Consider the following 23324-nt stretch of genomic DNA (forward strand, 5'->3'; position numbering starts at 1 on the left):
ATTATTAAAATGAAGCATTAACACCAAACACATAACTTTTTACCATCGGATAAAAATTCGATGTATCCAGTTCCGGATCAAGTCCAGGGTAATTGGTAATCGTAAAAGGATTCTGAACATCAAAGGAAAGCCTGATCTTAGAGAATACATGCTGTCTTGCCATCAATCGCTCAGGGAGTGAATAACCAAGCGTAATATTTCTGCAGCGCAAGAATGTTGCATTGACTAGCCAGTAATCAGAACCATCCTGGTAACCTCCGTAACTGGCATCATGCAACGAAGTTGGAAAATTGCCTCCTGTATTTTGAAAGCTCCATCTGCTTGTAGAAATGGGCATTGCATTAAAGCCATAAGCATTAGTGGTTCTTTCATTTGCCCGGCCGTTTAGATAAGGTGACCATTTTTTCTGTTTAAGTCCCGACATAAAAATATTCAAGTCAAAGTTCTTATAGCTAAATTTGTTGCCTATTCCAAAATTAAACTGAGGATCCTCGTTACCGATATACATTTGGTCTGCCGCAGTGATCTTTCCGTCAGGACCTGTAAGATTACCTGCAGCATCATAACCATGAATATCTTTAAGAATCACGCCTCCTGGAAGCATTCCCGGCATCTGGCTTGGTGCAGTTCCGTACTGACCTGTAAACAGCCCGACAGATTGGTAACCCAAGAAGGGATTAAATAAAGCACCGCTACCAGATGGCACCTCATATTTTTCTAATACCGACAGGGCTTGAGGAGACCTTTGCACCCAATAGTTCAAATAGTGAGAAAAAGTCAGGTTCGTAGACCAGGTTAAACCATCTCCGGATTCAGAGACAATATTCTTAGTTTGTAAGGATATATCATAGCCCTTAGACCTGGTTTTACCGGCATTGGTATATACACCATTAATCACAAACCCTGTTGGATAAGTTACATAAGCAATTAGGTTTCGGATCGTCTTGCTGTAATAATCAAATGATCCGGTAATTCTGTCATTAAACAAACCATAATCCAATCCAATATTAATTTCGGCAGCAGTTTCCCAGGTTAGGTTTGGATTAGCAGCTCTGGTCAAAGAAACACCGGTATTCAGGCTACCGGAACCAAAATAGGCACTTCGGTCTGGACCGTATTTCGGGAAAGCCGCCCCCTCAAAAGAACTATTTCCGGTCTCCCCGTACCCTGCACGCAATTTCAGGAAAGAGATTTGCTTAACAGCACTTAAAAGCGCTTCATCAGACAATACCCATCCAGCAGATACAGATGGAAAATAGCCCCATTTCTTATTCTCTGCAAAAAGAGAAGCGCCATCTCTTCGTATAGATGCCTGGAGGGTGATGTTGCCGTTGTAGGTATAAATCGCCCTTGCAAAATATGATGCCCAGGTTAATTGTCCTTTACTCGACCCTACCGTAGGCTTATCGGCTTGTCCGGATTGAAGCGAATAGTATTGCGTAACATCAGAAAGAAAATTCTGGTTACCAGCATTAAAACCTTCAGTATCTGTCCTTTGATAGGTATAACCCGCCACTGCATTCAGGTTGTGTTTTTCGGAAAGATTCTTGTTGTAAGACAAAGTATATTCAAACAATTTAGACTGACTATCTGATTGAGAGATACTTGCAGACCCATTGGCTTGAGCGCCGTATAAAAAGGTTGTCGGAAAGTAAGATGACCGCTTAGCATTAGACTGATCCAGACTAAAGCTTCCCTTCGCTTTCAATCCTTCAACAATCGTCCATTCTCCATATGCACTGGTTAATAAGCGCGTAGATTTTGTTTTGTCTGTAACAGTTGCATAAGATAAAGGATTGGGAATATTGGGGTAGTAAGGACTTAATGGATAGCTACCATCTGGTCCCCTCAAAGGCACAGAAGGCGCCCAATAAATTGCAGCCGTTACAATTCCCCCATTCTCATTTTGGCCACCAGTTACGGTATTATCAGCCTCTGAATTGGAAGCAATAATGTTTGCACCAATCTTAATTTTATCAGAAACGATCTGATCTATATTTAACCGGCCATTGTATCTTTTATAATCGGTGCCAATGATTACACCTTTCTGGTCAAAGTAATTTCCAGACGCAAAATAAGAGGTTTTACCATTACCACCGGAAAGAGACAGGTTGTGCTGTTGTGTATAGCCCGTTCTTACAATTGCATCCATAGCAGATGGATTGTTGTTGGATGCCCCATCAATCTGCGACGGTGTAAAAACAGGAGTATACGGTGTTACTGTACCTGTCTGTACATTTCCATAGTAAGGGGCAATTTTATTATCTCTGTACCAAATCTCCTGCTTAAGCAGGTTGCGTTGTGTCATGTAATCCTGTTCACCAAAAACCGGGTACATTTTATCTGCCTGCTGACTGCCATAAGACCCTGTGTATTCAATTTTCGCCTTACCTTCTGCACCTCTTTTGGTGGTAATTAAAACCACTCCGGCACCAGCTCTGGCGCCATAAATAGAAGCTGCACTCGCATCTTTCAAAAACTGGACCGATTCAATATCATTTGGATTGATGAAGTTCAAAGGTGATTTATCCACCCCATCTTCTACATATCTCGCGCCACCAACGCTCCCGCCCAGATGGGGTTGTCCCGCAGCATCATTAACRGGAACACCATCCACTACATATAAAACACCAGCATTGGCAAAAGATGGATTACTCCTGATTTTCACGGTAACACCCGCACCTGGTTGTCCTGTAGGCTGTATCACTTCAACCCCAGCAGCCTTTCCTTGCAAAGTCTGCTGGAAACTGGAAGCCACACTGGAATTCAAATCCTTACCTTTCACCTGTACTACCGCACCGGTCAGGTTTTTCTGTTTTACCGCTCCATAACCAATCACCACTACCTCTCCAAGCGCGTTGTTGGTTTGTTCCATGATCACCTCAATGGTTGATTGTCCATCGTAAACAAGCTCCTTTGTCTGAAACCCCACATAGCTCATCACCAGGACATCTCCTTTGATCAGACTCAGCTGAAACTTACCATCGGCGTCGGTAACCGTCCCTCTCTGCGTATTCTTGATCTTTACACTTACTCCCGGAATGGCTACACCAGCCTGATCGGTAATTCTGCCGCCCACATCCACGGATTTAAATACAGGGGTCAATGCTGGGATCAGGGCTCTTGGTTTTGTTTTGATCACCACTACCCGGTCTTTCAGTTCATATCCCAGGGGTTGGTTTGCAAATATGGCCTTAAGCGCTTCTTCAACCGAGACGCCATTCAATTGAATGTCGACGGGTTTTGCCGACTTCAGATTATCCTTGATATAGAAAAAATCATAATTGCTTTGCTGGCGGATCTTTTCGATCACCTTTTTCAAAGAAGCATTTTTTTCGGACAATGTAATTCTCTGGGCACGGCCTGATGCACTGACCTGCATGAGCATTACAAATAATAAAAACGTGGTGATTCGCATAACGAATAAAATTTTCGACAGCAGGCCAGGCATGGGCCCTGCCATCTTGTGAAAAGCATTTAAATTCATACTTTTGTTCTGTTTGGGTTTAACACTAGATTCTAATCAATTTTTCCAGGATGAAAATCCGGATAAGGGTGACCCTGACAATTGGCGTGGAAGTGCTCTAACACTTTCACGTTTTGTTTTTACGGGGCCCTTCTGCATTTGGTTAATGCGGCTGTCGTAGTTTTCTTTTCATGTTTTATTTGGTTAATGGTTAGGTTATTTGCGGAAATATGCCTTGCCTGGCCTAAGTCCTATATTTTACTGACGTATATTTTCCGGCCTTCAATTCTAAACTTGACCAGGCCGGTACTTTGCATGATATCCAATATTTTTGAGACATTCTGGAACCGGGACATGGTACCTTCCATCGTACTGAGCGGGATCTCTCCTTCATAAATGACCTGTACATCATACCATCTGGCAACCTTCCGCATGATCTGATATACATTTTCATTATTAAATTCAAAATTGCCTTTCTTCCAGGCAATGGCCTCATTCACATCCACCACGCTTACCGTTGCAGGACTGGCTTTGCGAATGGCGGACTGTTGTCCTGGCGCAAGCCTGATGTCTTTTTGTCCTTCCAGGTGCACTAGAACAGCGCCTTCCAGCAAGGTCGTTTTTATGGCATCTTCATCGCTGTATGTATTCACATTGAAATGGGTCCCCAATACTTCAACCTCTTGCTGTGGTGTTTTTACAATAAATGGATGCTTTTTATCCTTGGCTACTTCAAGATAGGCCTCGCCGTTCAGCTCCACCTTTCTGCTGGCCAAACCTGAAAAGCTCGCCGGAAATTTGAGGCTTGAAGCTGCATTGAGCCAAACCTTTGTGCCATCAGGCAATACGATCTGGTACTGTCCACCTCTTGGCGTTTCAATGGTATTAAATACAGGATTTTTACCCGCAGTACCCACGTCATCTACCCTGTAAACCAATTGTCCGTCTGCTGTCTTTTTAATACTGATACCAGCTTGATTGGCCAGTTCTCCATCCTTGGCATCTGTAATGCTGATCTTTTTGCCATTGCCCAGTGTGAGAACAGCCTTGTTCGCACCTGGAGACACATCCTGCATTTTAGCTACAGCAGTAGTTATAGTTAACTGCTCAGGGCGGAAAAAATAATAGCCCAATCCTGCCACCAGAAGAATTGCAGCGGCGGAACCCACGCGTTTCCACAATTGATATTCAGGCTTTTGGTATTTTAAAGGAAGGCCGGTGGCGATATGCTCCAGGTTATGGTTCAGGTCATCATCGCTGATCTCATGCGGACTGTTGTCCGCCTGCTGAAGATACCAGCTTTCGAGTATTGCCTTTTCCCGGTCATCCAGTAGTCCGTTCTTATATTTTTCTAACAGCTCGGTAATTTGCTTTTCTTCCATAATCAGCAAGAGGCTGTTTACCCCTTTATAACCTTAAGACGGGGAACCACCTGAAAGGTATTAGAAGAAAAATAAAAAAATTATAAAAAAGGGAAAAGTGAGAGGTAAGAATTGATCTTTAGCTTGAGAATTTTTACTGCATTATAAGCTTGCTGCTTTACTGTTTTATCAGAAATATTCAGTTGTCTGCCAATCTCTTTATAAGACAGTTCCCCCTGGCGGCTCAATTCGAAGACTTTTCTCATCTTTGGGGGAAGAGAAGCAATTTCCTTTTCGATAATCCTGGACAGTTCATTTCCACGAACCTGTTCATCGGTAATGTAATCGCCCTGCTCGACAAAAACTTTGATGGAATCCAGATATTTAGAAGCTACTTTCTGATGGCTGATCAGGTCAAATATCCTATTGCGCACTGCGCTGTAGAGGTAGGAAGACAATGAAGTTCTGAAATTAAGTTCAGCCTTCTTTTGCCAAAGCGTCAAAAAAAGATCCTGAATGATGTCGTTAGCCTCTTCCTGATCATTGAGCAAACGAAATGCATGTTTGTAAAGCAAGCCTTTATATCTCTCAAATATTTCGGTATATGCATACTGATTCCCTTCCTTCAGCAGGTTAGCTAGCTCAGAATCATTAAATTCGCTATAATCAGTCATGAATTGGTCCCTGCCTATAAAGTTATTGAAATATTCAGGCAATTATATAGAACTAAATGAAATATATCAACAACCAGATGGTTTTGTCTCTCATTTTTTCAGCTACCCATCGGAAGCCAACAAAATAACCCTAAGATTTATATACATATACTTGTTGAGAGATTAGCTGTGTCCTCTCTTTCAAAAACAGCGTCAGCCCTTTATCGCTTGATTGCGGCACCAAGTTCCCTGTAACGCTTAAGCAATAAATGACGTGTAATTTATAGACTTGAATACCAGCAGATACAGGGATACAGCTTTTCTTATGTATCCCTGGTACTTCTCCAGCCTGCCCACCTTTGTTTCATCAGCCCGCTGCAAGACCAATGATCTTGCAGCAGGGACGAAAAACAGAAACTAAAAATTACAGACATGTTAAACCTCGTTACCTGGACACAGTACCTTAGCGGACTCCTTATTCTGACACTTGTTTACTATACCTGGATTGCCATCCGGTTTTATCCACAAGCGCTCAGGGCGCTGCTCAGCGGCAAAAAAAACATTCCTTCCCAACCATCTGAGCCTGCTACAGGTGAGCAGCAACTGCCGGCCAATCAAATCCTCCCTGATCAACCAATCACCCCAGCTCAAAACAACGAGGAAACTTTTGACAGGATCGAAAGCCTGATTGCCGGACTCAAATCACAGATCCACCAGAAGGGGCCAGGAACCATGGAAACCAGCTTAACAGAAAAACTCAGAAAGGTGATCCATGACTACCCTGACCTGAAAGATTCGCCATTTCGTCCATCCATCAATGAGATGATCATCAGAGAATGCCAGTTAGCAGAAATCTCCCCACCTGATGAAACCGAACTCCAGCAGCTATGGTAGCGCTGAGCTGGAATTCCCCATGCCCGCTCTGGCCATTGGCGGGCATAGGGGAATAAAGTCTGGCCGCCGCCCCTGCCAAGCGCATTAGCAAAAAAACAGGAAAACAGGGCAGCGTGACGGCCGCCATTTCTGCACCCGGTACGGTGAAGTACCGGGCGACAGAAATTCCATTCCATGAACAAGAAAAAATGATATGAAAGCAATACCCAAACCACATAAAGCCCTGAACTTAAAGAAATACGGGGCAATACTCCTACTCTGTTTAATCCACCTGTACAGTAGTGCCCAGGATGGCAATGCCGGCATTCAAAAGGCAAACGCCGAAGTCAGAAGTTATTTCCAATCCGGGGTCCAGCTGATGTACGCTGTAGGAGCCCTGCTCGGGCTCATCGGTGCAGTTAAAGTCTATCAGAAATGGAGCAACGGTGACCAGGACACCTCCAAAATTGCAGCCGCCTGGTTTGGCAGCTGCATCTTCCTGGTCGTTGTAGCGACCATCATCAAATCTTTCTTCGGCGTTTAATTCCATTCCCATGAAAGAGCAGTTAAAAAAGCAACTCGAGAACTATCTGGTACAGCACAATCCTGAGCTGATCATCAGTCTGCAACATAGGGCCCTGGATCAATACCTCGAAGAAAGGCTAGCGAAGCATCTCCCCTCATTCAACTCCCTTACCATCACCGAAGAGGAGCCTGAGTTGGTTGCCCGGGTCTTGATGAAAGTGCTTACTGCCGACTTAAGGCCTTCTAAATACCAGTACCTGCGCAATCTTTTGAAAGAAGAATTTACAGGAGATTACCTGCAGCTTCGGGAGAACGGCACCCTAACCCAGGAAATTGTCCACCTGATCGCAGTATGCACACCCATTTTCAATTCCATGCATTTCAGTGAGGCAAAACTTAACGACACACTGATTCGCTATGTGGTTTGCCGGCAGATCAACAAATACCTGAATACGACCAAATCTTAACATCAAAGTCATGAACAACAGCGTTTATTCCATCAACAAGGGCATCAATAAAAGCATTGAGTTTAAAGGGCTCAAGGCGCAATACATCGGATATTTTGCCGGTGGCATGCTGATGCTGCTAATCCTTCTTGTCCTGCTGTACCTGATCGGGCTCAATACCTATTTCTGTATGGCCTTTATTCTGGTAACCGGGGCCATCCTGATGATCAAAGTTTACCAATGGAGCAATACCTATGGCGAGCATGGCATGATGAAGGCCATCGCCAGACGAAAAATGCCCAAACTGATCAAAAATCATAGTCGGATTACCTTTCAACACTTAAATCCTACCCGCTCATGAAAGCCAATATCAGCATTATCCTGGACGGCTCACTGTTCCATGTCGACAGTGAAAAACAGCAATTTGTGCAGGCAGCCTACCCAGAAAACAAGATTCCCTTTTCCCAGCTCAAAGAAGAAGGGGGATTTTATTCGATGATCTATGCGATCGTTGAAAAAGTAGCCAAATCCCATTTGCAGCTCATGCGGGAACTCAGCCCCCAGCTCCGGCGCATCATCATTCCCAAAGAGGTATTGCAAAAAGAATTCGGCAAAGACAGCAGCCTGCCGGCACTTTTCAATCAAACCAGTTACCGCCACAACTGGGGCATCCTGATGATTGATGAGGCGATCGACCGGAGGCTTAAAGGTGAATTGCCCACAATCACATTGATGGGAAAACCTTACATCATTGATGTCCGCATGCGGGAACTGCGTCCGGTAGCCCAACCTGCAGCGCGCATCGGGATCAAGGAACTGGAGCTGAGCGCCGACGGGGAGAAACTGCGCTTATTCTTTGATACCAAACAGGGACAACAGATCAGCAAAGAATCGGTTTTAACGCCCTTTCGGGAAGGAATCGTCCTACTGGAAATGCCTAATGAGATCCTGCTGGATCCCGTGGGCGCAGCAAGGCTTTACAAGCTGGAAGACACCGAGTTGTTATCACGCTTTCCCATGAAAATGAGTCACCAGGCCATGGCCACTCCCCTGACCAAACTTGCACATCAGGAAATGGTCGACCTGCAAAAAAAGAAAAACCTAGCCCCTCAGGCACCCAAATTAAAATCCTACATCCAACCCCGTAGGAAAGGAAAAAGCATATGAACACCAAGACACCAAACCTTTTCGACATGCTGCCCATTATGGGTATAGAAAATGACTGTATTCTCTCCAGCCAGGGAGACCTCACCCTGGTCTTCCAGGCGGAGCTTCCGGAGATCTTCAGTCTTTCAGATGCAGAATATGAGGCTTTCCACCAGAGCTGGGTCAAAGCCATTAAAGTATTGCCCAAACACAGCCTGATGCACAAGCAAGACTGGTTCCTGCAAAGTGCCCATCAGGTGCAGGAGCATCTTCCAGGATTTTTAGCTGAAAGCAGTGCCAGACATTTCCAGGGCAGGCCATTCCTGCAGCATGAATGCTACCTCATGCTCTGCAAAAAACCCGCAGGCAGGAAAACCAGCAGCTCGCTGTTCTGCAACCTGCTTAAAAAAACCATTGTGCCCGGCGAGTTTTTGAAACCGGCAGCATTTGACACCTTTCTGGACCAGGTCAGTCAGTTCAAGCGCATCATGGAGGACTGTGGCCTCATTAAACTCAAAAGGCTCAAAGCCCCGGAGCTGGAAAGTTACCGGCGCAAATCAGGCTTAATTGAAAGGTACTGCAGCCTGTGTGAACGTCCCCGGGACTTTCTCTATAAAGACATCTCTTTTGAGGACGGCATACAAATTGGCGACCAGTTTGCACAGCTATATACTTTGGGTGATGCAGCCGACCTGCCTCATCTGTGCGGACCAAGAATCACTTATGATAAATTCTCGACTGACAAAACCAAATTTCCTATCGGTTTCGCCGGATCGCTGGGGATGCTGTTGCCCTGCAACCACATTTATAATCAGTACCTGTTTGTTGATGATCCCCAGGCAAGCTTAAAAAAAATTGAAAATAAACGACTGCGCCTGCAATCCCTGTCGGCTTACTCCCGGGAAAACACCATTGCCAGGGATGCCAGTAATGAATTCTTAAATGAGGCCATCGCTCAGCAGCGCCTGCCAGTAAAAGCACATTTCAATGTACTGCTCTGGACCGGCAACAAAGCAGAACTCCCTGAGCTGAAAAATAAGGTCTGCTCTGCGCTCAATCAGATGGATGCGGCAGCCAAACCTGAGCTGGTTGGTGCCGGACAGATCTGGTGGGCTGGTATTCCTGGAAATGCGGCAGATTTTCCGATGAATGATACCTTTGACACCTTTGCCGAGCAGGCATGCTGCTTTTTAAATCTGGAAAGCAATTACCGAAGTGTAAGCCCCGGTCAGGGCATCCGTTTCAGTGACCGGTTAAACGGCAAACCCGTCTATGTAGACCTGTTTGATGAGCCAAGGACATCGGGTATCGCCTCCAATATGGGCATGCTAGTCTGTGGAAGCTCAGGGGGCGGCAAAAGCATGACCATCAACCATATCCTCAGCACCTTGTACCAGCAGGGAGCACATTGCGTGACGGTGGACATCGGTGGCAGTTATAAAGGGTTATGTGAATTGGTCGGAGGTTATTATTTCACTTACACCGAGGATAACCCCATCCGGTTCAATCCCTTTTTCCTGGCGGAAGGAAACGTACTGGATACCGAAAAAAAAGAAAGTTTAAAGGCGCTGCTCATCTCCTTATGGAAACAGGAACACGATCCTTTCAACCGCAGTGAATATGTGGCCTTATCTAATGCCCTGCAGGGATATTATGACGAATTGAAAAAAGACCAGAAAATATTCCCATGCTTCAACACCTTTTATGATTTCCTGCAAAACCAATATGGCGTTTTACTCAGGCAACACAAGGTAAAAGATAAGGATTTTGACCTGGACAATTTCCTGTATGTCTTGCGTCCCTACTATCAGGGCGGTGAATTTGATTATTTGCTCAATGCCTGGGAAAACCTGGACCTGTTGCAACAGCCTTTCATTGTCATTGAACTGGACAACATCAAGGATCATCCCATCCTGTTCCCCGTAGTCACCCTGATTGTCATGGAGCTGTTCATCTCAAAGATGCGCAAGCTACCGGGTGTCCGCAAAGTACTCACCATAGACGAGGCATGGAAAGCCATCGCCAAGTCCGGGATGGCCGAATTCCTGAAGTATGCCTTTAAGACCATCCGCAAATTCAACGGGGTACCCATTGTCATTACCCAGGAACTGGATGATTTGATCAGTTCACCGGTCATCAAAGATGCCATCATTAACAATGCTGACATCAAAATCCTGATGGACATGCGCAAGTTCCTCCACAAGTTTGACCAACTCCAAAATGCCCTGGGACTATCCGATAAGGCCAAAACGATCCTGCTCTCGGTGAATAAGGACAACAGGGAGATTTTCATTGAGATTGGCGGACAAAGGGCTAAGGTCTACAAAAATGAGCTCTGTCCCGAAGAATATTATGCCTACACCACCGAAGGAAGGGAAAGGGTTCTGGTCAGCACTTCCGCAGAAAAACACGGTAGTATGGAAGCGGGAATAACAGCGCTGCTGAAAGACAAAAACAACAATTAAACTTATGAAAACATTACTGATCACCATTGTTTTGCTGGCAGGCTTGCTGCAACCAAAACCTGTCCAGGCTCAGCTGGTCATTGCCGAAGTCATCAAAACCGGCGTTAAAAAAGTCATCAGAGCCATTGACCTGAAAGTCCAGCGTATGCAAAATCAAACCATCTGGTTACAAAATGCGCAGAAGACATTGGAAAATGCGATGAGTAAAGTCAAGCTGGGAGAGATTTCCGACTGGACCCAGAGGCAGCGGGACCTTTACCAGGACTACTTTGCAGAGCTGAGTAAAGTGAAACAGATCATCAGCGCTTACCACCAGGTCAAAGCGATTGGCGCTGGCCAGATTCGTTTGGTGCAGGCTTATCGCAAAGCCTGGCAACTGTTGAAAAAGGATCCACATTTTTCTCCCGGCGAGCTGGAATATATGGCAAAAGTATATGCAGGAATTCTGCAGCAAAGCGTCCGGCAAATGGATCAGCTCCTATTGGTGGTAGATTCCTTTCAAACCCAGATGAGTGACGCGGCCAGGCTGGAACTCATCAGGCAGGCCTCAGACCAGGCAGATCAGGCCTATTTCGACCTGCTGCACTTCAACCAGCAAAACATCAGCCTCTCCCTTAGCCGGGCAGCGGACCAGAATGACCTGCGCCAGATACAGCGCTTATACGGACTGCAATGATCATCGAAGCCCATCAACGGATCAAAAGGCATGTCGCAGACCTGGAAAATCTGCTTGCTCAGAAAGGCTACCCCGGACCGTTCCTGGCAACCTTTCAACAAGACGGCAAAACGTTTTCAGACAGTCTGAAATACCTGATGCTGACCCATGAAGTGCTCGGCAAAAAACCATCTGAGCTTTCCTTAGTCAGCCAGGACATCAGACTGAAAGCAGGATACCGCGTCAGCTGTATTTTCAGCCTGGATTATACCCGGCAAAGGGGATTCCTGATCAAAAGCATGGACATCATCTGCCTGAATCAAAATGGCCTGACACGGGACTACGACTATCAGCAGATCAACAGCCATTCGGAGTTACCGCAATGCAGCTGGGCCGCGGCCTGGGTGGCCCCAGCTGGTTTAAAAACAAAGCAAAAACACAAAAAAAACCTAACCCGTTAAACATATGAAATCCATATTTTTCACCTTTTCCCTCTTGCTGCTGATTGGATCGGCCGGCAAAGCCCAGACCTGGGCAGAGTTCTTTAAACAGAAAAAAACCCAGCGGCGATACCTGGCGCAACAGGTCGCAGGCCTGCAAGTTTACCTCAGTTTTGCCAGGCAGGGCTATAACATCATTAAAGTTGGGACCAACACCATCAGTGCATTAAAAAAAGGAGACTTTAACCTTCACAGCCTATATTTTTCGGGGTTAAAAAATCCACGTACCAACATAAAAAGCCTAAGCCTGCTCGCTGACATGGTCCAGCTCCAGGATCATATATTCCGCCTCAGCGCCAGCTACCTGAAAGAAGCGGTACAGAAAGAAAGTTTTTCTCCCGATGAGCTGTCCTATCAGCAAAGGGTCTTTCAAAAACTCCGTAGCTCCTGTGCGCAGGCAATGGAAGAATCTTACCAGCTGACCGAAGACCATCAACTGGAACTCAGCGATGCCCAGCGGATCAACCGGCTCAGGGAGCTGCATCACCAGCTGTTGTCGCATCTAAATTTCTGCGAAAGCTTTGTGCAACAAGGTATGTCCCTGGACCAACAAAGGACATCCGAATTAAGGAATATCAATTTGGAACTAAGGTTAAGCAACCTCAATACGGTGTTATGAAAATCCTGCTACTCATATTCCTGCTTCAGCTGACCTGTTATTATGGAAAAGGGCAAAGTCAGGAAGTGCAGCAATTGCTGCTGAATGTTGAAAAACTTGACCAGTTTAAAAAAATACTTAAAGACATGAAAAAAGGTTATACCCTCATCAGCAACGGCTACAATACCGTCCGGAACCTTTCCCAGGGGAACTTCAACCTGCATCGGATCTTTTTAGACGGGCTGATGCAGGTTAGCCCGGCGGTCAGAAAGTATAAAAAGGTGGCCGATATTGTTTCCGGTCAGATGATCCTGGTTGGCCAGTACAAAACCGCTTACCGGCGTTTCCTCCATAGTGGCAGTTTCAGTCCGGATGAGCTGCAGTATATCGCCAGAATCTATGACCGCCTCCTAAAGCAAAGTGTGGACAACCTTAATGACCTGCTGGCGGTCGTCACTGCCGGACGGCTACGAATGTCAGACCAGGAGCGGCTCGCTGCCATTGACCAGATCTATCTGGAGCTGCAGCAAAAGCTAGTTTTTTTGAACAAATTCAATACTTCGACCAGTCTTCTTTCCCTGCAGCGCAGCGCATCGAATCAAGACATTCAATCCAGCCGTGAGCTTTATGGCATCCGGCCCTAGACTTATCCACATGAAAAAAACGACAAAACGAATAGCCCCATTATTTTTTTTACTACTGCCGGCATTTTGCCAGGCACAGGGGCTTGCCCAGGAGATGAACAGCCTGCATGGTGTCCTCGACCAGCTGTATCTGGAAATGATGCCCTTATGCAGTAAACTCATCGGCGTTGCCCAGGGCATTGCCGGTTTCGCAGCCCTTTGGTACATCGGCTCCAGGGTATGGAAACACATTGCCAACGCAGAACCCATCAACTTCTATCCCCTGTTTCGCCCTTTTGTGCTGGGCTTTGCCATTATGATCTACCCTTCGGTACTGAGCATGATCAATGGGGTAATGAAACCTACGGTAACCGCTACTGCTGAAATGATGAGCGGCTCCAATCAGGCGATTGCCAGGCTCCTTAAAGCCAAGGAAAAGCAGGTCAAGGCAAGCGATGCCTGGAAAATGTACATCGGATCGACCGGTGAGGGTGACCGGGACAAATGGTATAAATACACTTATGACAACCAGGATCCCGCAGAAGAAGGAATTCTGGAGGGCCTGGGCAATGAAGTCCGCTTTGCCATGTCAAAGGCCTCCTACAATTTCAGGAATTCAGTGAAAGAATGGATGAGTGAAATCCTGCGGGTCGTGTATGAAGCAGCTGCGCTGTGCATCAACACCCTTCGGACTTTCAACCTGGTGGTCATGGCTATTCTAGGACCGCYGGTATTCGGCATCGCGGTATTTGACGGGTTTCAAAGTACACTGAGTTCCTGGCTGGCACGCTACCTGAATATCTTTCTGTGGTTGCCTGTGGCCAATATCTTCGGCAGCATCATCGCAAAAGTACAGGAGAAAATGCTCATTCTGGATATCAGTGAGATTCAGCAAAATGGAGATACGCTGTTTAGCGCTACGGACACCGCTTACCTGATCTTCCTGCTGATTGGTATTGTCGGTTACTTTACCGTTCCCAGTGTTGCTGGTTACATTGTCAATGCCGGCGGGGCTGGCGCCATGACCCAGCAAATTACCAGCATGGTCTCAGGGGCAGCGGCAGGTACTACCGCTGTTGCCTCCGCGGGCGCCGTTAAAGCAGCCAGCGGGGCGCAGCACCTGATGGGTACAGCACTCGGTCTCAGCGCCGGCGGCTCAGGTACCGATCGGGGCACTGGCGGATCATCCAGAAACACCGGCAGTTACATGCAAGATAAAATACTTGGCTCTTAATTAATCCCAGCGATATGTTTCAGCAAATAAAAAATATTGATACCGCCTTCAGACAAATCCGGACCTTCAGCCTGGTGGTTGTCTTGGCAAACCTGGCTTTCACTTGTTTCTATACTTACCACTCAGACCAGCGGGTCGCCCGGGCGGAGGATCGTGTACTGATTTTGCTCAACGGCAAGGTGGTCAGCGCCATGAGTTCCAACAGAAAAGACAACTTGGAGGTAGAAGCCAGGGATCATGTCGCCACCTTTCACCAGCTTTTTTTCAGCCTCAGCCCTGACGATAAAGTCATCAAGGAGCACATCACCAAGTCCCTGTATCTGGCTGATCAAAGTGCCAAACATGCCTACGACAATCTCGAGGAGAAGGGCTACTATGCAGGTTTGATAGCTGGCAATATCAGCCAATCACTCCAGGTGGATAGCGTTAAAATTGATACCAGGAGCTACCCTTACCCCTTTCGCTGCTATGCTACCCAACAGATTATCCGCCAGACCGGTCAGCTCCGCAGAACACTCATTACTTCGGGCTATCTCCGGGAGGTGATTCGTAGTGACAACAATCCCCATGGCTTTCTAATCGAACGCTGGAACACCCTGGAAAACAAAGACCTGAAAACCACACAACCCTAATCATGAAAAACAACAACGAAGGACAGCGCAAAGCAATGCTGCAAGAGGTTATCGCCAGAAACATCAGCACGGTAATTCTGAAGCTGCAAACGCATTGGGCCAATGGAATGAACCGCTTGTTCAATTGCCTGCCGAGGAAAATAAAAATCGTCACGTTGCTGCTTGCGGCCATTCTCCTCACCGCATGGAACATTACACTGCTTGGTAACACTGGGCTAAAGGCTCAGCCCATTCCTCCTGTTCAAACAAAAAGTGCCCCCATCACCCAGACCCAGCCTTCGGACAGTCTGTTACTGATGGAAAAAATTTATGAATCACGTAAAAAACCACAGAAATGAATCAACTACTCAAATCCCCGGAATTTCTCAACAAACGCAGGTTCTTTACTTTCCTGCCTGTTATCATCGTGCCATTTGCCACACTCCTTTTCGTACTGCTAGGTGGCGGAAAAGGCATTACAAATCATGGAATTTCCACTACTGGCATCAATACCGAACTGCCCGACGCCAAAAACGACACGATAAAGCCGCTCAATAAGATGAGCTTTTATGAAAAGGCAACCGCCGATTCCAATCGACTCGCCCAGCAGTCTAAAACAGATCCTTATTATTCGTCAAATGGTTCAGCCGCCCCGCAGACATTTGACCAGGACCCTTTGCTGCTGAATGGGCATCGTCCTGAGCCTGGCGAGCTACAAGTCTATCAAAAGCTGGAACAGCTTAACAAGGTACTGAATCAGCCAGAGAAAAAATTTTCGGATACTACCTTAAAAAGCAATCCGGTTCCCGTAGCTGAAAACACTCATCAGCTCCAGCAACTGAGCGCGATGATGGACGCTGTGGAAGAAGAAAAACAAGAGGATCCCGAGCTCAGTCAACTCCAGCAACTACTGGAAAAGATCCAGGAGATTCAGCATCCGGAATTGCTGAAGGAGAAAACCCACCCAATTCTGCCCGAAGGCACTAAAATGACCTACACCGCCATTCCTGCCATCATTGCGAAAGACCAGAAGGTCAAACAAGGTACCGTGGTGGCCTTAAGGCTATTGGATTCAGCAGTATTGAATGGACAACACATCCCTAAAGGACATCAGGTTTATGGCAGCTGCGAAATCAGCAACCAGCGAATCAGCCTGCACATTAAAAGCATCGGGCTTGGCTATGCCATCATCCCTGTTGACCTGGTGGTATATGACCTGCAAGACAGTATGGAAGGCATCAATGCACCCGAAGCCGTAATTACGGATGCGCTCAAAGAGGGTTCCGATAATGCCATCCAGGGCCTGCAGCTCATGGGGATGGAGCAGAATCTAAGTACACAGATTGCCGGGGCAGGCATCACTACTGCCAAGGGATTGTTCGGAAAAAAAATAAAGCGCATCAAAGCAAGGCTCAAAGCCGGCTACCAGGTACTGTTAAAAGACAATCAATCACATTAATTAATTAAATCCAAAAATCATGAACAAGAAAAATGTAGAATTCCTGAAAGACCAGATCAAATACACTGGATTTGGTGAAGGCTATGAAAGCCAGCTGAATGAGAAGATCGGCAAAGAACTCAAAGAATTTCAACTCTTAAACCGCACAGAATTCGGCAATGATGTGGTGGTCTCCAGGTTGGATTTCAGTCGTTCAGAGTCAAGCGACCTGTACTTTTTTAACCGTTATGAACTCACATTCAGACCTCCGCACTCCCAAGAGCTGATGAGCCAAACCTTTCAAATCGGCAAGGAGAACAACATCACCCAGAAAGAGGCCTATAACCTGCTAAGCGGGAGATCCGTTTTCAAGGAGTACAGCAAAATGGAGAAAGACCTGATCCAGGACAAATACGTCACTACAGGTGAGAAATACAATGCCTGGACACAGCTGAACTTTAAGGAAACCGATAAATACGGAAACTACAAATTCCAGACTTTTGGGGACAATTATGGCTTTGATCTGCAGCAAGCATTGGAAAAATTGCCCATTGCAGAACTTGGGGACGAAACAACAGCTGCAAGACTGCTGCAATCGCTCCAAAAAGGTAACCTGCAATCGGTAAACTTCGTTGAAGATGGTCAATTGCAGCAGCATTTCCTGGCCGCCAATCCCCGATTTAAAAGTGTTGACGTATACGATATGAACCTGAATAAATTGTACCTCAACCAGCAACAGGGGAAAGAACAAATAAATTCCCAGGCAACATCCCTGGAAAACAAGACACCCAGACCCAGGGTAAAAAAGTCCGGTCCCACCATGTCTTAGCAAACAAGAATTCCAAACCGCTCACGCCAACACTGGCGTCAGCAAATCACAATATCCAAGAAAGAATGGAAGCAACAGTTATTTTAAAGCAATTTCTGGAAAAAATCGAACACGACCCACGAATCAGGACCACACACATTGCCGTTTACATGGCGCTTTATCGGCACTGGATTCAAAGCGATCACCCCGCTTTCATCCGGGTAAAAAGCAAGCAGCTCATGCCGCAGGCAAAAGTATCCAGCAGTGCAACCTGGCATAGCGCCATCAGGGCTCTGGATGAATATGGGTATATACTCTACCAGCCCAACTTCAATAGAATGAGTTGCAGCAAAGTAATGATGCTGGATTTCTCCACCGCACCCTAGTTTGAGATACATTTAGCGCAATTGTCCTCAGACTGTAAACGAGCCAAGCTGCTGTGACGGCCTCTGGAGCCGGGCTATGTCCTCTTAAAAAAGATATCAAAATGGTTTATTCCGTCAGCGCACACTTTTTATTGTTTCCGGTCCAGGACATCTTTGATTTTATTCGCATGTTCCATCAGCTCGGTAAGGTATGCCCAATTCTCCTTCTCAATGCAGGATTTGAATTTCCTGAGCTGAGTAATGTGTTCATTTAACACATCAAGTACGTTTTCCTTATTTTGTTTAAATATGGGCATCCACATGGCAGGACTACTTTTGGCCAGCCTTACTGTACTTTCGAAACCCGCACTGGCCAGTTCAAATATGGCATTTTCTTCTTTCTCTTTTTCCAGCACCGTATTGGCCAGGGCAAAGGAAGTAATATGGGAAATATGACTGACATAGGCCACATGTACATCATGATCCTTTCCGCCCATGTATACATTGTACATGCCAAGTAATTTATACAACCGTTCTACTGTTTCAAGAGCATCCTTATCGCTTTCCCCTGCATCACAAATGACGTTGGCCCGACCGTCGAACGCATCCAATGTTGCCGCTTCCGGGCCACTGAATTCTGTTCCCCACATGGGGTGCGTGGCGATATACCTTCCCCTATTCGCATGCCCCTTTACGGCCTCCAGAAGAGAGGTTTTAGTGGAACCGGTATCCAGTACAACCTGGTGTGTTACAAGATCTAAGATATGAGGTAGTAATTTCTCACATACGCTTACCGGAGCACTAAGTATAACCAGGTCGCTGCTTGCTATTGCGCTGTCCAGATCAGCCACTTCATCGACAATCCCAAGTTCCAGTGCCTTCTGCGTATGTGTCTGCTGATTATCCACTCCTATCACTTTTGAAGCGAAGCCCCTATGCTTTAACACCATGGCCATGGAACCGCCGATAAGTCCAAGACCTACAACTGCTATTTTCATCTGTTTAGGTATTTTTTTTATTGTGAGTATATGCGTTATTTATACGAGTTACTGATCCGGCCTATCGCCTGCTCAAACCTGGAAAGATCGCCACAAAGACTGATCCGGATGTACCGATTTCCCTGACTGCCAAATATGCCTCCCGGGGTCAGAAAAACATTTGCTCCGTAAAGGATTTCATCGCTAAGGGCATAAGCATCCGGGTAATGATCAGGTATTTTTGCCCAAACAAATAAACCAACCTGTTTAAGCTCATAGCTGCAGCCCAGAATATCAAGTATACGATATACCTTATCTCTCCTTTGCGAATAGATGCTGTTGATAGAATTGTACCAGTCAGTCCCAAGACTTAAAGCCTTTGCTGCCGCCATTTGCAGCGGCTGGAACATTCCGCTATCCATATTACTTTTAAACCTCAACACCTCTTCAACCCGTTCTTTTGATCCGCAAAGCATACCGATGCGCCAACCCGCCATATTATGAGATTTACTCAAGGAGTTCAGTTCCAGTACCACTTCTTTAGCACCAGGCACCTCCAAAAGGCTTACAGGATGATCATTTAGAATGAAGCTGTATGGATTATCATGTATCAGCAGGATTTGATTTTCTTTTGCAAAGCGTATCAGGTTTTCAAACATCCCGGCATTTACCTGCTGCCCGGTAGGCATGTGCGGATAATTCACGAACATTAGCTTCACCTTGCTCAAATCCGTAGCGGCCAGTGCCTGGAGATCGGGATACCAGTTTCGCTCCTCCTGTAAGAGATAAGTTACAGCTTTGCCTCCTGCCAGTTTAACTGCACTGGCATAAGTAGGGTAACCGGGATCCGGGATCAATGCTTCCTCACCCTCATTCAAATAAGTCATACAGATGTGCATGATCCCTTCTTTAGAGCCAATCAGGGGCAATACTTCGGTGTCAGGATCAAGCGTTACCCGATACCACTTTTGATACCAATCTGCAAAGGCCTGTCGCAATGCAGGTATGCCTTTGTATCCCTGATAACCATGTACACCTGGCTTTGCAGCCTCTTCCTGCAATGTCCTGATCACATCCGGATGTGGTGGGAGATCGGGACTCCCGATGCCTAAGTTAATGATGTTTTTGCCTTCTTTATTCAGGGATTCTATCTCCCTAAGTTTTTGGGAGAAGTAGTATTCACTAACCCCCTCCATTCTTTTTGCAATCATGATTAAAAATTACTTTTACCCCGAAACAGTGATAACCGAATTAATTCAGACAGTAAATATCTATAGATTCGTTTTGATGTTGATCTGTAAAAAACTGTTTTCTTTCAAGCCATAAAAATAGGTTTTTAATCGAGAAAATTAAGTCATAATTTTTACATAAGAAATTTCATATGAGTAAATTTAGTTGTATAGCTTTATCATAAAATTCAGCTACCCAATATTTCGATGAAAATCAATGCGAAGCCCTTATTGATCACGTTAACTTTAGGTATTTTAACTGCAATAGGCTCGATCTCCATTGACATCTATTTACCGGCATTTGGTGTAATGGCCAATTACTTTAAAGTACCAATTGTTCGTATTGAAGGTACCGTAACATTGTTTCTGTTCGGCATGTCCTTTGGCCAATTGTTTATTGGTCCCATGTCTGATGTGTGGGGCAGAAAAACCCCTTTAAGAGTGGGGTTAGCAGCGTATGTCCTTTGCAGCATTTGCTGCGTAATTACCAGTTCTTTCCCTGTATTTCTGACACTAAGGTTTATCCAGGGGCTTGCAGGAAGCGCTTGTCAGGTCATCTGCAGGGCATTGGTAGGTGATATTTATAAGGACAAAAATGCAGCCCATGTATTCACTGTTTTACAGATCATAATGGGGGTTTCGCCAATATTGTCGCCAATAGCCGGCGGGATGTTAGCCGAAGCATCCACCTGGAAATACCTATTTCTAATTATGGCAGTTGTTTCGGGAGCAGGACTAATAGGATGTTTAACTATTTTACCCGCAGGAAAACCTCCGGCTGCTGATAAAAAATTCTACCTTCCTGTCATATTCAAAAACTATATCTATTGCATAAAACATCCCGCATTTATTAATTATGCAATAGTAAGAGCCATTAGCAATAGCGCAGCATTCTCCTTTATTACGGCTTCGCCATTTATATTTACACAGATTTATGGGTTAAGCAAAAAGCAGTTCGGCTTTGTGTTTTCCGGTTTTGCGATAGGAATAATTGCTACCGGAATACTCAACACCAGACTGCTGAAACATTTTGAGGTTCAAAAAATCACAAAACTTGCAATGATGTGCCAATTGGTTACAGGTTTAATAATGATAATCGTATTATATTTTAATGGGCCTTTCGCTGTTTTATTGGCATTGATCTTTATATTTTTAGCTATGCTTGGCTTGATTCTACCCAACACTACTTCTTTATATATCGGAGCCATTCCATCATTCAGCGGATCAGCTTCTGCACTGGTAGGAGCCGTAAGTTACCTATCTGCTTTTTTGATCACATCAATACTAAGTATACTTTACAATGGTACAGCCTACCCCATGATCTTAATGATGTATTGTTGTGCCGTTGTGGCTTATTTATGTTTGCAGCATAAGCATCTGGAAAGGTAGTGACCTTAGGCAGTTCTATATTTCGATGGTGACAACTCGGTATGTTTCCGGAAAAAATTATTGAAATGCGAGGGTTCTTCAAAACCCAGACAATAGCTGATTTCAGAAATGTTCCAGTCTGTATGTTTCAACAACGCTTTAGCTTCGCTTGCAATCCTGTTTGCAATATAGTAGCTGGTCGTCTTCCCGGTCGTCTCTTTTATGGCCCTGTTAAGGTGGTTAACGTGAACGAACAGCCTTTCAGCAAAGTCTTTGGCCGAACGCATATTAAATCGTTGTTCAGCCGATACAATCGGAAACTGACGTTCCAGAAGCTCCGAAAATACAGCAGTAATTCTGGCATTGGCATCATTGGTATGATACAGGTTTTCGGTAGGCTCCAACTTTAGCGCATAATGGATCATTTCGGTTACATAATTCAACAACAGGTCCCGTTTGTATTTATAATCAGATTCCATTTCCTTGATGATCTTTTTAAAGATCACTGAAACTTCCTCTTTTTGCTGCTCATCAAGAATATAGCATGGTTTTCCACCAATGGTAAACATGGGGAGGTCATTTAAGCTACCTCTCAATTTTTCACTATAAAAGGCTTCTTTGAAAATACAAAAGAAGCCTCTATTTTCCTTCGATGCACATTCCATTTTATAGGGTACCTGCGGGTTGAAAAAGATGAGTGCAGTACCATCGATCTTTATCGTTTTGTCGGCATAATGATAAAGGTTGGATCCGGTAACCAGGCTGATCTTGAAAAAATCCCTACGTGCATATTCAACAGTTGAATTTCCTTCCGGAGTACTGATGTCTTCCAATACAAAGGCATTAAAATCGCCAATTGCTTTTTGTGCATCGCTGGCAACGCCTGCGAATTTGTGCCTGTAAAAATCTTCTAAAGTTTCTATTTCAGCCATATGTTTTTTACCTGATCAAAAATAAAGATATTCCTGCAATTAATAACCTGTTGTCAACCTGCTATTCAAAGCCGGTGGCCTTACCAATATATGCCAGCTGTTCCATTTCTTTTTGTACAAATGCTATCTTAGCGTTGGCAAATTCGTAGGCATCCTCACCAAGAAACAAATGAACCGGAGGGTTTTCCATGTCTGCTACGCTGATAAAGGCTGCAGCAGCTTTTTTCGGATCACCAGGTTGATTCCCGTTAATATCCTGTTCGTGGGCAGCCTGAACCGCTCGTACCTCAGCATACTCCTGCATTTGATTTGATGGTACATTTAGCGAGGAATCACTTAGAAAATTGGTCCTGAAATATCCTGGTGATACTACCGTTACTTTTACACCAAAATTTTTCACTTCTTCTCTCAATGATTCTGAGAAACCGTGAACTGCAAATTTTGTAGCACAGTAAATTCCAAAGCCTGGGAAAGCCCCTGTAAAACCCCCAATAGATGCGATGTTAAATATGTGCCCGGAACCTTGTTTACGCAGATATGGCATTGCTTTTCTAATCACATTTAAAGAACCAAAAACGTTAACATCAAAGTTTTGCCTGCTTTCCGCATCTGTCAATTCCTCAAGTGCGCCCGCTAAGCCATAGCCTGCATTGTTAACAATAACATCCACCGTCCCGAAGCGCGCAACCACCTGTTCGATTGCAGATGAAACATTTTCTTCATTCCTGATATCAACCGATAAGGGAAGAAAATTGTCATTTTCCTCACCTATCGCATTTTTTAAATCCTCAATGCTTCTTGAAGTTGCAGCTACTTTTTGTCCTTGTTCCAATAACTGTATTGCAAGTGCTAATCCTAACCCCTTCGAAGCTCCTGTAATGAACCATACTTTTTGAATTGTTTTATCCATGATTATTGCTTTTTAATTTATGTAAACAAAGGTAAGCCCTCATGGAAACGCAATGATTGCAGAGAACAAATGAATACTTGCAAAATTCAAACAATCGTCCTGTTACAAAATGAGATGGTGGAAGCACTCGGAATACTTAAA

At 45.2% G+C, this 23324-nt stretch carries 24 protein-coding genes; 17 read left to right on the forward strand and 7 right to left on the reverse strand.

What is annotated here, in order from left to right; genetic code table 11:
* Positions 1 to 4: 4 nt before the first annotated feature.
* The 3 genes from AC1DDK_RS03685 to AC1DDK_RS03695 all read right to left on the reverse strand — a co-directional run bounded on the left by AC1DDK_RS03685 (position 5) and on the right by AC1DDK_RS03695 (position 5501).
* A complete protein-coding gene (locus AC1DDK_RS03685) occupies positions 5 to 3418 on the reverse strand; it encodes a TonB-dependent receptor (RefSeq protein ID WP_477611779.1) in 3414 nt (1137 codons plus the stop codon).
* A 299-nt stretch (positions 3419 to 3717) separates the two neighbouring features.
* On the reverse strand, positions 3718 to 4848 hold the full coding sequence (locus AC1DDK_RS03690; RefSeq protein ID WP_477611780.1) for a FecR family protein: 1131 nt from the start codon (positions 4846 to 4848) through the stop codon (positions 3718 to 3720).
* An 80-nt stretch (positions 4849 to 4928) separates the two neighbouring features.
* On the reverse strand, positions 4929 to 5501 hold the full coding sequence (locus tag AC1DDK_RS03695) for an RNA polymerase sigma factor (RefSeq protein ID WP_477611781.1): 573 nt from the start codon (positions 5499 to 5501) through the stop codon (positions 4929 to 4931).
* A 411-nt stretch (positions 5502 to 5912) separates the two neighbouring features.
* Between AC1DDK_RS03695 and AC1DDK_RS03700 the strand changes: the two genes are divergently transcribed.
* The 16 genes from AC1DDK_RS03700 to AC1DDK_RS03775 all read left to right on the forward strand — a co-directional run bounded on the left by AC1DDK_RS03700 (position 5913) and on the right by AC1DDK_RS03775 (position 17788).
* Positions 5913 to 6374, forward strand: coding sequence for a hypothetical protein (locus tag AC1DDK_RS03700; protein WP_477611782.1), 462 nt, complete (start codon positions 5913 to 5915; stop codon positions 6372 to 6374).
* Between the two features lie 193 nt (positions 6375 to 6567).
* Positions 6568 to 6897, forward strand: coding sequence for a DUF4134 domain-containing protein (locus AC1DDK_RS03705; protein ID WP_477611783.1), 330 nt, complete (start codon positions 6568 to 6570; stop codon positions 6895 to 6897).
* Positions 6898 to 6907: 10 nt separating this feature from the next.
* Complete coding sequence (locus AC1DDK_RS03710) at positions 6908 to 7345, forward strand: hypothetical protein (protein ID WP_477611784.1); 438 nt, start codon at positions 6908 to 6910, stop codon at positions 7343 to 7345.
* Between the two features lie 10 nt (positions 7346 to 7355).
* Positions 7356 to 7685, forward strand: coding sequence for a DUF4133 domain-containing protein (locus tag AC1DDK_RS03715; RefSeq protein WP_448633416.1), 330 nt, complete (start codon positions 7356 to 7358; stop codon positions 7683 to 7685).
* Positions 7682 to 8491, forward strand: a complete 810-nt coding sequence (locus AC1DDK_RS03720; RefSeq protein ID WP_448633415.1) for a hypothetical protein — start codon at positions 7682 to 7684, stop codon at positions 8489 to 8491. The genes AC1DDK_RS03715 and AC1DDK_RS03720 overlap by 4 nt, the downstream gene beginning before the upstream one ends.
* Positions 8488 to 10935 carry a TraG family conjugative transposon ATPase gene (locus AC1DDK_RS03725; RefSeq protein ID WP_477611785.1) on the forward strand — a complete coding sequence of 816 codons (2448 nt, stop codon included), beginning with the start codon at positions 8488 to 8490 and terminating at the stop codon, positions 10933 to 10935. The genes AC1DDK_RS03720 and AC1DDK_RS03725 overlap by 4 nt, the downstream gene beginning before the upstream one ends.
* 4 nt (positions 10936 to 10939) lie before the next feature.
* Complete coding sequence (locus AC1DDK_RS03730; RefSeq protein ID WP_477611786.1) at positions 10940 to 11611, forward strand: conjugal transfer protein TraI; 672 nt, start codon at positions 10940 to 10942, stop codon at positions 11609 to 11611.
* Positions 11608 to 12051, forward strand: coding sequence for a hypothetical protein (locus AC1DDK_RS03735; RefSeq protein ID WP_477611787.1), 444 nt, complete (start codon positions 11608 to 11610; stop codon positions 12049 to 12051). Before AC1DDK_RS03730 ends, AC1DDK_RS03735 begins: the two co-directional genes overlap by 4 nt.
* A 4-nt stretch (positions 12052 to 12055) precedes the next feature.
* Positions 12056 to 12709 carry a hypothetical protein gene (locus AC1DDK_RS03740; RefSeq protein ID WP_477611788.1) on the forward strand — a complete coding sequence of 218 codons (654 nt, stop codon included), beginning with the start codon at positions 12056 to 12058 and terminating at the stop codon, positions 12707 to 12709.
* Positions 12706 to 13332, forward strand: a complete 627-nt coding sequence (locus AC1DDK_RS03745; protein WP_448633408.1) for a TerB family tellurite resistance protein — start codon at positions 12706 to 12708, stop codon at positions 13330 to 13332. Before AC1DDK_RS03740 ends, AC1DDK_RS03745 begins: the two co-directional genes overlap by 4 nt.
* A gap of 10 nt (positions 13333 to 13342) precedes the next feature.
* On the forward strand, positions 13343 to 14545 hold the full coding sequence (gene traJ, locus AC1DDK_RS03750) for a conjugative transposon protein TraJ (protein WP_477633846.1): 1203 nt from the start codon (positions 13343 to 13345) through the stop codon (positions 14543 to 14545).
* Between the two features lie 14 nt (positions 14546 to 14559).
* On the forward strand, positions 14560 to 15177 hold the full coding sequence (gene traK, locus AC1DDK_RS03755; RefSeq protein ID WP_477611790.1) for a conjugative transposon protein TraK: 618 nt from the start codon (positions 14560 to 14562) through the stop codon (positions 15175 to 15177).
* 2 nt (positions 15178 to 15179) lie between these two features.
* Positions 15180 to 15515, forward strand: a complete 336-nt coding sequence (locus AC1DDK_RS03760) for a hypothetical protein (protein ID WP_288879740.1) — start codon at positions 15180 to 15182, stop codon at positions 15513 to 15515.
* Positions 15512 to 16615: a conjugative transposon protein TraM gene (gene traM / locus AC1DDK_RS03765; protein ID WP_477611791.1), complete on the forward strand. Its 1104-nt coding sequence runs from the start codon at positions 15512 to 15514 to the stop codon at positions 16613 to 16615. The genes AC1DDK_RS03760 and traM overlap by 4 nt, the downstream gene beginning before the upstream one ends.
* Before the next feature lie 19 nt (positions 16616 to 16634).
* Positions 16635 to 17423 carry a hypothetical protein gene (locus AC1DDK_RS03770; protein ID WP_448633404.1) on the forward strand — a complete coding sequence of 263 codons (789 nt, stop codon included), beginning with the start codon at positions 16635 to 16637 and terminating at the stop codon, positions 17421 to 17423.
* Positions 17424 to 17488: 65 nt separating this feature from the next.
* Positions 17489 to 17788, forward strand: coding sequence for a hypothetical protein (locus AC1DDK_RS03775; RefSeq protein WP_172660865.1), 300 nt, complete (start codon positions 17489 to 17491; stop codon positions 17786 to 17788).
* A 128-nt stretch (positions 17789 to 17916) separates the two neighbouring features.
* Here the strand turns inward: AC1DDK_RS03775 and AC1DDK_RS03780 are convergent, their stop codons facing one another.
* Complete coding sequence (locus AC1DDK_RS03780; RefSeq protein ID WP_172660866.1) at positions 17917 to 18765, reverse strand: prephenate dehydrogenase; 849 nt, start codon at positions 18763 to 18765, stop codon at positions 17917 to 17919.
* A gap of 35 nt (positions 18766 to 18800) precedes the next feature.
* On the reverse strand, positions 18801 to 19955 hold the full coding sequence (locus tag AC1DDK_RS03785; RefSeq protein ID WP_172660867.1) for a pyridoxal phosphate-dependent aminotransferase: 1155 nt from the start codon (positions 19953 to 19955) through the stop codon (positions 18801 to 18803).
* A 225-nt stretch (positions 19956 to 20180) separates the two neighbouring features.
* Between AC1DDK_RS03785 and AC1DDK_RS03790 the strand changes: the two genes are divergently transcribed.
* Positions 20181 to 21362: a multidrug effflux MFS transporter gene (locus AC1DDK_RS03790; RefSeq protein WP_172660868.1), complete on the forward strand. Its 1182-nt coding sequence runs from the start codon at positions 20181 to 20183 to the stop codon at positions 21360 to 21362.
* A gap of 5 nt (positions 21363 to 21367) precedes the next feature.
* On the opposite strand, the gene AC1DDK_RS03795 is transcribed toward AC1DDK_RS03790, so the two are convergent.
* Together AC1DDK_RS03795 and AC1DDK_RS03800 are read right to left on the reverse strand one after the other, a co-directional pair.
* Entirely contained in the window at positions 21368 to 22273 is a 906-nt protein-coding gene (locus AC1DDK_RS03795; protein WP_172660869.1) for a helix-turn-helix domain-containing protein, read from the reverse strand.
* A 61-nt stretch (positions 22274 to 22334) separates the two neighbouring features.
* Entirely contained in the window at positions 22335 to 23183 is an 849-nt protein-coding gene (locus AC1DDK_RS03800) for an SDR family oxidoreductase (protein WP_337715782.1), read from the reverse strand.
* Positions 23184 to 23324 lie beyond the last annotated feature (141 nt).

Source organism: Pedobacter sp. 05T44 (assembly GCF_056395985.1).

Bases quoted from the DNA above. Each gene is read 5' to 3' on its own strand.
- AC1DDK_RS03780 (WP_172660866.1), bottom strand. From the start codon at position 18,765: ATGAAAATAGCAGTTGTAGGTCTTGGACTTATCGGCGGTTCCATGGCC.
- AC1DDK_RS03720 (WP_448633415.1), top strand. From the start codon at position 7,682: ATGAAAGCCAATATCAGCATTATCCTGGACGGCTCACTGTTCCATGTC.
- AC1DDK_RS03745 (WP_448633408.1), top strand. From the start codon at position 12,706: ATGAAAATCCTGCTACTCATATTCCTGCTTCAGCTGACCTGTTATTAT.
- AC1DDK_RS03700 (WP_477611782.1), top strand. From the start codon at position 5,913: ATGTTAAACCTCGTTACCTGGACACAGTACCTTAGCGGACTCCTTATT.
- AC1DDK_RS03795 (WP_172660869.1), bottom strand. From the start codon at position 22,273: ATGGCTGAAATAGAAACTTTAGAAGATTTTTACAGGCACAAATTCGCA.
- AC1DDK_RS03715 (WP_448633416.1), top strand. From the start codon at position 7,356: ATGAACAACAGCGTTTATTCCATCAACAAGGGCATCAATAAAAGCATT.
- AC1DDK_RS03690 (WP_477611780.1), bottom strand. From the start codon at position 4,848: ATGGAAGAAAAGCAAATTACCGAGCTGTTAGAAAAATATAAGAACGGA.
- AC1DDK_RS03790 (WP_172660868.1), top strand. From the start codon at position 20,181: ATGAAAATCAATGCGAAGCCCTTATTGATCACGTTAACTTTAGGTATT.
- AC1DDK_RS03705 (WP_477611783.1), top strand. From the start codon at position 6,568: ATGAAAGCAATACCCAAACCACATAAAGCCCTGAACTTAAAGAAATAC.
- AC1DDK_RS03735 (WP_477611787.1), top strand. From the start codon at position 11,608: ATGATCATCGAAGCCCATCAACGGATCAAAAGGCATGTCGCAGACCTG.
- traK (WP_477611790.1), top strand. From the start codon at position 14,560: ATGTTTCAGCAAATAAAAAATATTGATACCGCCTTCAGACAAATCCGG.
- AC1DDK_RS03740 (WP_477611788.1), top strand. From the start codon at position 12,056: ATGAAATCCATATTTTTCACCTTTTCCCTCTTGCTGCTGATTGGATCG.
- AC1DDK_RS03785 (WP_172660867.1), bottom strand. From the start codon at position 19,955: ATGATTGCAAAAAGAATGGAGGGGGTTAGTGAATACTACTTCTCCCAA.
- AC1DDK_RS03730 (WP_477611786.1), top strand. From the start codon at position 10,940: ATGAAAACATTACTGATCACCATTGTTTTGCTGGCAGGCTTGCTGCAA.
- traM (WP_477611791.1), top strand. From the start codon at position 15,512: ATGAATCAACTACTCAAATCCCCGGAATTTCTCAACAAACGCAGGTTC.
- AC1DDK_RS03710 (WP_477611784.1), top strand. From the start codon at position 6,908: ATGAAAGAGCAGTTAAAAAAGCAACTCGAGAACTATCTGGTACAGCAC.
- AC1DDK_RS03695 (WP_477611781.1), bottom strand. From the start codon at position 5,501: ATGACTGATTATAGCGAATTTAATGATTCTGAGCTAGCTAACCTGCTG.
- AC1DDK_RS03775 (WP_172660865.1), top strand. From the start codon at position 17,489: ATGGAAGCAACAGTTATTTTAAAGCAATTTCTGGAAAAAATCGAACAC.
- AC1DDK_RS03800 (WP_337715782.1), bottom strand. From the start codon at position 23,183: ATGGATAAAACAATTCAAAAAGTATGGTTCATTACAGGAGCTTCGAAG.
- AC1DDK_RS03725 (WP_477611785.1), top strand. From the start codon at position 8,488: ATGAACACCAAGACACCAAACCTTTTCGACATGCTGCCCATTATGGGT.
- AC1DDK_RS03760 (WP_288879740.1), top strand. From the start codon at position 15,180: ATGAAAAACAACAACGAAGGACAGCGCAAAGCAATGCTGCAAGAGGTT.
- AC1DDK_RS03770 (WP_448633404.1), top strand. From the start codon at position 16,635: ATGAACAAGAAAAATGTAGAATTCCTGAAAGACCAGATCAAATACACT.